Source organism: Streptomyces sp. NPDC054887, from assembly GCF_053610585.1.
The window spans coordinates 1-10877 of sequence record NZ_JBSGYQ010000120.1 but is presented as its reverse complement, the minus strand read 5'-3'; the positions used below and the strand labels follow the sequence as shown (position 1 = coordinate 10877).

Genomic DNA, 10877 nt, shown 5'->3' with positions numbered 1-10877 from the left:
GCCCCGCACAGAACGTGCGGGGCGGCCCCTTCGGCGCACACCGGGCAGGGTGCAGCAGCACCCGATACCGGAAGCCGGACCTAGTAGATCGGCTTCTCCGGCTCGATCTGGTTGACCCAGCCGATGACTCCGCCGCCGACGTGCACCGCGTCGGAGAAGCCCGCCGACTTCAGCACCGCGAGGACCTCCGCGCTGCGGACACCCGTCTTGCAGTGCAGGACGATCTTCCGGTCCTGCGGCAGGTCCTGGAGGGCGCTGCCCATCAGGAACTCGTTCTTCGGGATCAGCCGCGCGCCGGGGATCGAGACGATCTCGTACTCGTTGACCTCACGGACGTCGATGATGTCGATCTTCTCGTCGCCGTCGATCCACTCCTTGAGCTGCTTGGGAGTGATCGTCGACCCCAGCGCCGCCTCCTGGGCCTCCTCGGACACGACGCCGCAGAAGGCCTCGTAGTCGATGAGCTCGGTGACGGTCGGGTTCTCGCCGCAGACCGCGCAGTCGGGGTCCTTGCGGACCTTGACCTGGCGGTACTGCATCTCCAGGGCGTCGTAGATCATCAGTCGGCCGACCAGCGGCTCACCGATGCCGGCGAGGAGCTTGATGGCCTCGTTGACCTGGATCGACCCGATGGACGCGCAGAGCACGCCCAGCACGCCGCCCTCGGCGCAGGACGGGACCATGCCCGGCGGCGGCGGCTCCGGGTAGAGGCAGCGGTAGCACGGGCCGTGCTCGGACCAGAACACCGACGCCTGGCCGTCGAAGCGGTAGATCGAGCCCCAGACGTACGGCTTGTTGAGCAGCACGCACGCGTCGTTGACCAGGTACCGGGTCGCGAAGTTGTCGGTGCCGTCGACGATCAGGTCGTACTGGGAGAAGATCTCCATCACGTTCTCGGCTTCGAGCCGCTCTTCGTGAAGGACGACGTTCACGTAGGGGTTGATGCCGAGGACCGAGTCGCGGGCGGATTCGGCCTTCGAGCGGCCGATGTCGGCCTGGCTGTGGATGATCTGGCGCTGCAGGTTCGACTCGTCGACCTCGTCGAACTCCACGATGCCGAGCGTGCCGACACCGGCCGCGGCGAGGTACATCAGCGCGGGCGAACCCAGGCCGCCGGCGCCCACGGCGAGGACCTTGGCGTTCTTCAGCCGCTTCTGCCCGTCCATCCCGACATCCGGGATGATCAGGTGGCGGGAGTACCTGCGAACCTCATCAACAGTGAGCTCGGCAGCGGGCTCGACCAGGGGTGGCAGCGACACGGGGACTCCGTAGGTCGGTCAATCAGTACGGTTGTTCTCCGCGTAACACTGCCACGCCCCTTCTCATTCCGAGACACCCGGTCCGATACGCGAGACGATTTCGTCCCAGTAGCCGGGCAGTGTCTCGAATGCGTCGTTTTGCGCCTCGGGGTCGCTGCCGGCGATCCGGTCCGTCAGGAAGACCGTTCCGGCCCCCTGCCAGCGGGCGATGCGGACGGCCTCCTCCAGGTGCGTGCGCGGCAGCCCGTGCACGAGGTGGCAGAAGCGCTCCGGCGGGTAGTCCGCCGTCCACTCCGCCACCTGTGACCAGCGGTAGTCCGTCCACGGCCCCGAGAACGTCACCAGTTGGTCGGCCGCCTCCGCATAGCCGGGATACGGGTGCGTGCCGTGCCCCAGGACCACGCGGCCGCCGCCCTCCGCCAGCCCCGACAGCGTGCCGGTCACACGGCGCACCCCCGGCAGGTCTGTCCGGTCGTTGGGACAGCGGTCCAGATAGAAGCCGTCGACCCGGTACCAGTCGCGGAAGCGGTGCGCGTCGGAGAAAAGCTCGCCGAAGGAGCGCGTCCCGTACGCCATGTCGAGCCGGCCGAGCACCGGCACTCCGGCGTTGCGCAGGCGGCCCGCTGCCTCCAGGCAGTGCGGGTCGGGGCGCTGTCCGGGGCCGTTGGACACGTTGAGCGCCACCCAGTGCAGCGGCGCCCCCGGCCGGGTGAGTTCGCCCCACTCGACCGGGGCGACGAGCGGGTGCGCGTAACCGGGGACGCCGACGCCCATCCGGTCGGCGGCCGTCGCGGCCTGCCGGCGCCGGGGCCTGGTCAGATGCGGCATGCCGCCTCCATCCAGATGTCGGCGAGCGACTCCTCCAGGTTGATCCGGGGCCGCCAGCCGAGGCGGTCGCGCGCGGTGCGCACATCGGCCTGCTGCCAGCTTCCGCAGCCGTCGGGGTACGGGTACGGGGCGGCGCCCACGTGCTCCGGCGACATCTCGCCGCGCTGCGGGCCCACCGAGGACAGCACGCCGCCGACGCCCCCGTTGCGGGCCGCCGACGCGGCGCTGCCCGGAACGTAACCGGACGGCGCGTCGAGCTCGTGCAGGGTGCCGCCGTAGCCGGCGACCCTGGCCAGGACCGCGGCGGCGTCCCGCAGCCGGACGGCCCGCCCGGTGCCGATGTTGATGGCGCCCTGCGCGGCGGAGAGCGAGGCGGCGTGCACGGCCCGTGCCACGTCCCGCACGTCGACGAAGTCGCGCTGCACGCCGAGGCCGCTGAGCTTCAGCTCGCCGTCCCCTGACTGCATCGCGCGGCGCATCGCCTCTGCGAGCCGCCCGAGCGGGGAGCCGGCGGGCGTGCCGGGCCCGACCGGCGAGAAGACCCGGAGCACGACGGCGTCGAGCCCGGAGCCGAGCACCAGCTCGGTGGCGGCGAGCTTGCTGACGCCGTACGGGCCGCCCGGCCGGGGCACGGCGTCCTCGGCGGTGGACGACCCCGGCTGGGAGGGGCCGTACTCGGCGGCGCACCCGAGCTGTACGAGCCGCGCCCCGCAGCCGCTGCGGCGCAGGGCCTCGCAGACGGTCGCGACGGCGACGGTGTTGTGCCGGGTCAGGTCGCGGGCGCCGCCTCGGGTGGCGCCGGCGCAGTTGATGACCACGCCGGGGTGCACGGCGTCCAGGAACCGGGTCAGCGCGCCGGGGCTGCCGGTGGCGAGGTCGAAGCGTACGTCGGCGTCGTCGCCCCGCCCGAGGGCGGTGAGCTGCACGGCCGGGTCGGCGAGCAGCCGGTCGGCGACGAAGCGGCCGAGATATCCGTTGGCACCCAGCAGCAGCACCCTCATCGTGCGTCCCCTCGGTGCCGACCGGCTGAAGTTGGGGGTTGGGGCGTCATGGTCACGTTCTCCTTCGGGATGTGGCGGTGAGTGCTGCGGTGTACGCCCGCGGCGTCGGCTCCGCGGGAAGCTCCGGTGGCGGTTCGGTGCGGTCGTGCGGTCGTGCGGTCGTGCGGTCGGTGGGTCGTGCGGTCGTGCGGTCGGTGGGTCGTGCGGTCGGTGGGTCGCGAGGTCAGTGCGGCCCGTGCGGTCGGCGGGCGGTGCCGTCCGGTCCCGGGCAGGCGTCCGGCCCGCCGGGTCCGTCCGGGCCCGGGCCGCCGTCCGGTCGCCGTCCGGGGGCCGTGGCCCCGGGCCGTACCCGGCCGGCGTGGGCCGAGGCGCGGGAGAGGGCCGCGGTGGCGTGGAGGAGCAGGGCGAGTGCGGCGACGGCGCAGGCGACGGCCGGGACGGCCGCCGCTCCCCCGGCGGCGACGAGGTGCTCGACGGGGCGGCCGACGAGGCCGAGGCCGGGCACGCGGGCCGCCAGGACGCTGCACAACGCGATGACCTGCACGGCGGTCGCTGCGGCCAGCCCCACCGCGGCGGGCCGGGGGAAGCCGTGGACGGTGAGCAGCCGGGCGAGGAAGAGCAGCACGCCGAGGGCCACACCGGCCGCCATGACGGCCGGGCCGCGTTCGCCGCCGCCGATCGCTCCCGGGCCGCCGACCCAGTCCACCGCGACGTGCAGGCAGACGAGCGCGCCCGTGAAGAGCCCGGTGAGTCCGAGGACGAGCGGACGTACCGACGCCCCGAAGTCCTCGGTGCCCCGGCTGGCGGCGAGCCTGCGGCGGGCCTGTACGGCGAGGACGTGCGCGCACCAGGCGGCGGGCGCCGGCGCCGCCGCGAGGACCACCGCCCTGGCCGGCTCCCCCGGCCAGGGCCCGTCGGGGCCGCCCGCCACGAGTTCACCGAGCAGCCCGTCGCCGAGGACCGCGTACCCGAGGAGCCAGCACACCCACAGGCGCGCGGCGGGCGCCGCACGCCCCTCGGCGCGCAGGGGTCCGTGCCGCAGGCACAGCGCGAGGGCGACCGCGACGACCAGTACGCCGGTCAGGCCGACCGCCCACCGCACACGCCCGCCCGTGAGTGCGAGCCCCAGGGCCGTGAGGGCGCACGCGACGCCGGGGAGCAGCGCGTACCCGATCCATCCGGCGCCCGCCGGGGTCTCGCACGCCGGTGCCTTCGCTCCGGCGCCACCGGCTCGCGGCACGCGGGCGTACAGCTCCTCGGCGAGGGAGAAGACGTCGCGGTGGCGGAAGCGCGCGGCGGTCCTGTCGGTCACCCCGTGGGCTTCGAGCCCGGCGGCGATCTCCAGCGGATCGACGGCCCGCTCGCACAGCTCCCGGTGGCGGTGCATGAGCGCCCGTACGGGGTCGGCGGGCCCCCGGCGCGGAGGTGTGACGGGCTCGGCGGGCCCCCGGCGCGGCGGTGCGACGCCCGTACCGTCAAGGAGGGCGTCGGGCGCCAGGCGGTCCGCCCCGGCCGCCGCGTCGTCCCACGCGCCCGGGTTCACGGGCGTACGAGGTGCGTCCCACGCGCCCCCGGCGGGGGCGGCCGGCAGGTGTGAAGCGCTCATGGGCGTGCCTCCTCGGGTACGGAAGCCCCCGGGGCGGCGCCGCCGACGGCAGCCGCCCCCGGTGCACGCCCGCCGGCGCCCGGGGCACGGACGGCAGTCGTCCGCGGCGCGGCAGCACCGGCGGCCAGGGCGGTGCGGTACGGGCCGGTCGTCCCATCCGCGCCCGGGGTGGTGACGCACAGGCCGGGAGCCCTCGGTGGGCCCCACGGGGTCCGCCTGCCGCGACGGGGATCAGACATCGCGTTCACCCGCCCCGGGCCCCGCGCCGGCGCCCACGCGGGACGGCGGAACGGTGACGTTCGCCCAGTCGGGGGCGGTCGTTCCGCCGCCCGTCCAGCGGACCGGCACGTGTGCTTCGGCCGGGTTGGCGAAGAGCAGAGGTTCGCCGTCCGCCCCCAGCACGTCCCGGCGTACCGGGCAGTGCGAGACGAGCTCCAGGTAAATGCCTCGAAATGCCGCGAGCTTCTGCTCGACGGTGAACAGTTCGAGGGCCCGGGCTCGGGCCGCGGCCCCCAGCCGTTCGCGCCGCTCGGGGTCGCGCATCAGCGCCACGCAGGCGTCCGCCAGGGCGCGTGGATTGCGCGGCGGGACCACCAGGCCCGTGCCGCCGATGACTTCGACGACCGCGCCGACGTCCGTCGAGACGGTGGCGCGCCCGCAGAACATCGCCTCGATGAGGCTGACCGGGAAGCCCTCGACGACGCTGGAGAGGACGACCACGCTGCCTGCCGCGTACGCGTCGGCCAGGTCGGGCGCCTCGGGGCCGCCGATCTCCTCGAAGGAGACGGGGTTGTCGCCGACTGCGTGCGCGTCGGCGGCCTCGTCGGGGAAGAGCTGCGCCGCGAGCCCCTGGCAGTGCGCCAGATACGCAGCGGCCCCGGCGTTCTGCCCGTGCCGGCTGTGGACGACGCGCAGGCGGGCCCGCGGCTCGGCCCGGCGCACCTCGGCGAAGGCGTGCAGCAGCGAGACGAGGTCCTTGGCCGGCTCGACGCGGCCGACCCAGACGAGCGTGTGGGGATCGCCGCCGTCGCCGCCCTCCCCCACCGCCGCGAAGCGGTCGGACTCCATGCCGGGGTAGACCGTACGCAGCTTCGCGCGGTCGGCGCCGCACCGCTCCTGCCACCGCCTGGCGTGCGTGTTGCCGGGCGTGATCAGCGTGGCCCTGTCGTACACCTCGGCGGCGAGCTTGCCGTGGAAGGAGGCCAGCAGCGCCCGCACCGGCGCGCTGCGGGCCGCGTCACCGGCGGCGAGGTAGTGCGCGCGCAGTTGTACGCCGTACTCGGTGACCAGCAGCGGAACCCCGAAGAAGCGTTTGCCCAGCAGGCCCGGCAGGGCGGCGGAACCGCCCGACGCCGCGTGGCACAGATCGACGGCGCCCAGGCTCCGCTCGTCGTACCAGTCGAGGGAGAGCGGCCGCAGGGCGCGTTCCAGCAGGTCGACGAACTCCAGGTAGTCCGGCACCTTCGCGGCGTGCACGGCACGGTTCGCGCCCGGCGCGCGGCAGGCGGCCTCCAGGGCCCGTACGGCGATCTCGGAGCGCAGGGCGGCGTGCAGCCCGCCGCGCTCCCCGGCCAGTTCCGCGAGGCCGTAGAGGCCGGCGGCGAAAGCCTCGCCCGCCGCCTGTTCGTCCGGTGCGCAGATGGCGTCGGCCAGTTCCCGGAAGTGCCCCGCGAAGCGCCGCCGTTCGCGCCGGCCGTACGTGCTGCCGTCGTCCTCCGGCGCCCACAGCGGGGCGGTCCGCACGCGCTGGACCTGGGGCGGCAGCGGCATCCAGCCGAGCGCCTCCTGGCGGGCGCTGCGGCTCAGCGCGTAGACGTCGAACTCGTGCTGCGGCAGTCCGCGTACGAGCCGGTCGCACCAGAGCCTGGACTCACCCGTCGCGTACGGGTAGCCACCGTCCGTCAGTAGTCCGATCCGCACGAGCGCACCCCCGATCTCCCTTGTGGGCGGCCGCCGTTGGTCCGGCGACTCGCAGCGGGACCGACCGTATGCGGACAGGGCGGTGACGCGACGGACGGTTGTCCATCGCGCCACCAAAAGGGGTGAACGCGCGTAACTTTCGCCTCGCCGTAGCGTTCTGTGGCGCTAGGGGGCTTTTCGGTTACGGGGCGTCAGGTTGCGGCCTGCGCACGGGGCGGCTCAACGGCTGGGGAACACCCAGGGATTGGGCTTGCATTCGATGCCGCCGATGTCGAGCGACTTCGTCTGCTGCTGCATGATCGGCGCGAGTTCGCCGGGCGTCTCGCAGTTCTTGTGACCGTGCCCGAGCCGGTGGCCGACCTCGTGGTTGATGAGCATCTGCCGGTAGGCGAACATCTTGTCCTTGCCGAAGGTCTCGGCCCCCTGCGCCCACCGGAAGGCGTTGATCATCACGCGCTCGGTCGCCGCCGAGTCGCACGAGACGTTCCCGGAGAGCGTGTCGAGACCGGACTTGGCGCACCACACTCCGGTCGTGCCGGGGCTCGCGAGCGTGACGACGAAGTCGGGCCGGCCGGAGGAGATCCGTTCGAACGTCATGGCGCCGTCGTGCGCCCAGCTCCGGTCGTCGTTCAGGGTTTCCTGCACCGCGCGGGCGAAGAGGGCTCCGTCAAGACCGAGCCCCTTCTCGACGTCCACCCGATAGGAGTACTTCTGCCCCTTGCCCGGCGCCTTGTCGAAGCCGCCGATGGCCTGAAACTCACCCTCGCCCGCCAGTTTCGGGTCGATCGGGTACGTCTTCGCCATCTGCTGCTCGTACGTCGGCTGCGCGCCCTCGGCCTCCTGCGCGCCCCGCGACGGCGTGGGCCGGGCGTCGGAGCGCGAGGCGTCGCTCTCGCGGGTGCTGCGGTCCCCGGCGGCGGGGGCCGCGACGGGCCCCTGCTCGCCCTGGGCGACCTGCCCGGCCACGACGACGGCGAGGACGGTGGTGACGGCGGCCGCCGCGATCCCGGTGAACGTGCGCCCCTTGCCGCCCTTGGACGGCCCGGCGTCGCCGAGCTCTTCGTCGGGGTCCGTGCGGTCGTCGCGGTCCGTGCGGTCGTCGCGGTCGGTGCGGTGTGCGCGGTCGTTGCGGTCGCCGTGGTCCGTGGCGGGACCGTGCGGACCGGCCTGCGGCCCCTCGGCCGACGGGGCGTCGAACGCCTCGACGAACTCCTGCCGGGGTCCGGGAATCCGCGCCCCTGCCGCCGCGTATCGCGCCTGCGTCTGTCCGGGGCCCTGCGCCCGCGGGCCGGCCTGCTCGTGCGGCCCGCCCTGGGGGCGGTTCGGATACGGGGCCTGCGGGGCCTGCGGTCCGCGCGGGGCACCCTGCCAGTCGCCGTACCGCCCGCCGGGCGCCGCGCCCCAGCCGCCGCCCGCCTCCCGCTGCTCGGGATGGCCGCCGCGCACCTGCGGCACCCCGTGAGCCGGAGTGCCGCCGTACTGCTGCTGCGTCTGTCGCTGCTGTGGTCTGCGGGGCGCGGGCCCCGGCGCGACGCCGTACCCCGCCGGGTCCTGACCCGCCGCGGCCTGCTCACCGCGGCCCGGTATGGCGGGCTTCCCGGCATCCCCCTTGGGTGCGGGGCCTCGGCGACTATGACGTCCCACGCGCCGGATCAGCTCCTACCGCTGTCGTTGATCAGGTCCCGGACGGCGTTCGCGACCGTCTGCGGGTATTCCATCATCGCCACGTGCCCGGCGTCGGGCAGCGACAGCAGCCGCGCGTCACGGAACGCCGCGGCCGCCCTGCGGGCCATACGGTACGACACCAGCCGGTCCCGGCCTCCGTACACCAGCAGCGTCGGCGCCAGCACCCGCTCCGCCTGCCGCCACAGGCCGTGCTGGCCGCCCAGGGTGTACGCGTCGACGATGCCCCGCGCCGAGCGCGTCATGGCGTCCCAGAAGTACGGCAGGGCCAGCCGCCGCTCCATCTCGTGCACCGCGTTGCGGAACGCCTCGGGCGTGACCGCGCCGGGATCGCCGTAGCAGAGCGCCATCACGCCGCGCGTGCGCTGCTCCGCCGTCCAGTCCTTGCTGAGCCGGGCGAACAGCGAGGCGATGCCCGGCAGCGCGAGCAGACCGGTCGGCACCGCCCCGCGCTGCACCCTCAGCTCCGGGAGGGCGGGCGACACCAGGGTGAGCGTGCGGACCAGGTCGGGCCTGACGGCCGCGATGCGCGTGGCGACCGCGCCGCCCAGGGAGTTGCCGAAGAGGTGCACCGGGCCGCGTCCGCCGGCGTCGAGCAGCCGGATGCAGGCGCGCGCCTGGCCGCTGACGGAGTAGTTGCCGTCGTCGGGCGGCGGGGAGTCGCCGAACCCCGGCAGGTCGACCGCCTCGCCGTCCACCGCGTCCGCGAGGAGCGGCATCAGCGCCGACCAGTTCTGCGACGACCCGCCGAGGCCGTGCACGTACAGGGCCGGGGGCAGTCCGGTGCGCGCCGGAGGCCGGGTGCGTACGTTCAGCGTCAGCCCCGGCAGGGTGACGGTGCGCAGCTTCTCCCCCTCGGCGACCCGCACAGCGCTGACCCGCGGCACCGCGGCGGCTGCGGCGAGGCTGGTTCCGGGCAGCTCGGTCGAAGACATGCGGCAATGTTACGAGACGATCACGCACTGAATCGTGTGTTCGCCGTCACAGATCTACCCTCGGAGCAAAGGGGGTACGCGCAGGCCCCAGCTTCCTCGCGAAAGGCAGCCCGCATGTCCGTCGATCCGACCGATCCTGAGACCTTCGTGGACGAGGAGCCCCTCGACGCACCCGACGAGCTCGACGACGACGCCTCCGAGGCGGACGCCGCGGAGCAGCGCACGGAGTGGCAGCAGACGCACGACGACCGTCCGACCGGTATCGACACCGGGGAGGCGACCGACGGGGACGCCGCCGAACAGGCCCGGGTGGTCTCCGTCGACGAGGACGACTACCGCTGACAGAGGCGGCCGAACCCCTGTCAGAGACCCGATCAGCACGTGATCGGCCTTCCGCGGCCGTCCGGTCCGTGAAATTCTCCGTCCGCACCGCGCGCTCCCGCATTACCCAAAAGTACGATGGCGGGCGCGGCGCACACGGCGCACGGAACGGCCGTGCTGTTGAAAGGCCGCGACACTGAAAGACATGGGAGGCGGCGTGACAGCCACCGAGCAGACAGAGGCGGCACGCCCACGCGGCACACGCCTGCCCCGCCGAGCCCGACGCAATCAACTTCTGGGCGCGGCGCAGGAGGTCTTCGTCGCGCAGGGGTACCACTCGGCGGCGATGGACGACATCGCCGAGCGCGCCGGTGTGAGCAAGCCGGTCCTGTACCAGCACTTCCCGGGAAAGCTCGAGCTGTACCTGGCCCTTCTGGACCAGCACTGCGAGTCGCTGCTCCAGGCGGTGCGCACCGCCCTGGCCTCGACCACGGACAACAAGCTGCGCGTGGCCGCGACGATGGACGCCTACTTCGCGTACGTCCAGGACGAGGGCGGCGCGTTCCGCCTGGTCTTCGAGTCGGACCTGACCAACGAGCCGGCCGTCCGCGAGCGGGTCGACCGGGTGTCGCTCCAGTGCGCCGAGGCGATCAGCGAGGTCATCGCGGAGGACACCGGCCTGTCGAAGGACGAGTCGATGCTGCTGGCCGTGGGCCTCGGCGGGGTGTCGCAGGTCGTCGCCCGGTACTGGCTCTCCAGCGGCAGCCAGATCCCGCGCGACACCGCGGTGCAGCTCCTGACGTCGCTCGCCTGGCGCGGCATCGCGGGATTCCCGCTGCACGGCAGCGAGCACTGAGGCGGGACGCGAGCGGGCCGGCGCGGCACGCTGCGGCCGGCGGCCGGGGCGTGTTCCCGATCCGTGTTCGCTTCTGGCGTGCGGCGTCGGCGCGGTCCGTGTCCCCTCACCGGGCTAATGTGTGCTCCGTACGGCGCGACGACCGCGCACCGCAGCACTGACCGTCGGAGGGACATAGCCGTGGAGGTCAAGATCGGCGTGCAGCACGCGCCCCGGGAGATCGTTCTGGAGAGCGGGCAGTCCGCCGAGGAGGTCGAGCGCGCGGTATCCGACGCGCTGGCCGGCAAGGCGCAGCTGCTCAGCCTCAAGGACGACAAGGGCCGTACGGTCCTCGTTCCCGCTGACCGGATCGCCTACGTAGAGATCGGCGAGCCGGCGACGCGCAGGGTGGGCTTCGGCGCGCTGTAGGCGTCGGGCGCGGGGCGGCAGCAGCGGCACCGCACAGCATCACCGCAGACGGAACCGGCC

Annotated in this window: 10 protein-coding genes; 3 read left to right on the top strand and 7 right to left on the bottom strand. The window is 73.9% G+C overall.

Going from position 1 to position 10877, the window contains the following annotated elements:
* Positions 1-80: 80 nt before the first annotated feature.
* From moeZ to ACWGH0_RS34065, 7 genes are all read right to left on the bottom strand, one after another.
* The gene (gene moeZ, locus ACWGH0_RS34095) at positions 81-1259 is read right to left on the bottom strand and encodes an adenylyltransferase/sulfurtransferase MoeZ (RefSeq protein ID WP_453408152.1); all 1179 of its coding nucleotides are present in this window, start codon (positions 1257-1259) and stop codon (positions 81-83) included.
* A gap of 63 nt (positions 1260-1322) precedes the next feature.
* On the bottom strand, positions 1323-2087 hold the full coding sequence (locus ACWGH0_RS34090; protein WP_453408151.1) for a spherulation-specific family 4 protein: 765 nt from the start codon (positions 2085-2087) through the stop codon (positions 1323-1325).
* Positions 2075-3088: an NAD-dependent epimerase/dehydratase family protein gene (locus ACWGH0_RS34085; RefSeq protein ID WP_453408150.1), complete on the bottom strand. Its 1014-nt coding sequence runs from the start codon at positions 3086-3088 to the stop codon at positions 2075-2077. Before ACWGH0_RS34085 ends, ACWGH0_RS34090 begins: the two co-directional genes overlap by 13 nt.
* Positions 3089-3311: 223 nt before the next feature.
* Complete coding sequence (locus tag ACWGH0_RS34080) at positions 3312-4694, bottom strand: hypothetical protein (RefSeq protein WP_453408149.1); 1383 nt, start codon at positions 4692-4694, stop codon at positions 3312-3314.
* A 231-nt stretch (positions 4695-4925) separates the two neighbouring features.
* The gene (locus ACWGH0_RS34075) at positions 4926-6614 is read right to left on the bottom strand and encodes a DUF3492 domain-containing protein (RefSeq protein WP_453408148.1); all 1689 of its coding nucleotides are present in this window, start codon (positions 6612-6614) and stop codon (positions 4926-4928) included.
* A 219-nt stretch (positions 6615-6833) separates the two neighbouring features.
* Positions 6834-8258, bottom strand: coding sequence for a DUF3152 domain-containing protein (locus ACWGH0_RS34070; RefSeq protein ID WP_453408147.1), 1425 nt, complete (start codon positions 8256-8258; stop codon positions 6834-6836).
* 8 nt (positions 8259-8266) lie between these two features.
* Positions 8267-9232, bottom strand: coding sequence for an alpha/beta fold hydrolase (locus tag ACWGH0_RS34065; protein ID WP_453408146.1), 966 nt, complete (start codon positions 9230-9232; stop codon positions 8267-8269).
* 114 nt (positions 9233-9346) lie between these two features.
* On the opposite strand from ACWGH0_RS34065, the gene ACWGH0_RS34060 reads away from it, so the two are divergent.
* The 3 genes from ACWGH0_RS34060 (at position 9347) to ACWGH0_RS34050 (ending at position 10817) form a co-directional block, all read left to right on the top strand.
* Positions 9347-9574, top strand: a complete 228-nt coding sequence (locus ACWGH0_RS34060) for a hypothetical protein (protein WP_453408145.1) — start codon at positions 9347-9349, stop codon at positions 9572-9574.
* A 196-nt stretch (positions 9575-9770) separates the two neighbouring features.
* Positions 9771-10409, top strand: a complete 639-nt coding sequence (locus ACWGH0_RS34055) for a TetR/AcrR family transcriptional regulator (RefSeq protein WP_453408144.1) — start codon at positions 9771-9773, stop codon at positions 10407-10409.
* Positions 10410-10589: 180 nt separating this feature from the next.
* Positions 10590-10817 (top strand): DUF3107 domain-containing protein, encoded by a 228-nt coding sequence (locus tag ACWGH0_RS34050; protein ID WP_189715631.1) that lies wholly within the window; start codon positions 10590-10592, stop codon positions 10815-10817.
* Positions 10818-10877: the final 60 nt, after the last annotated feature.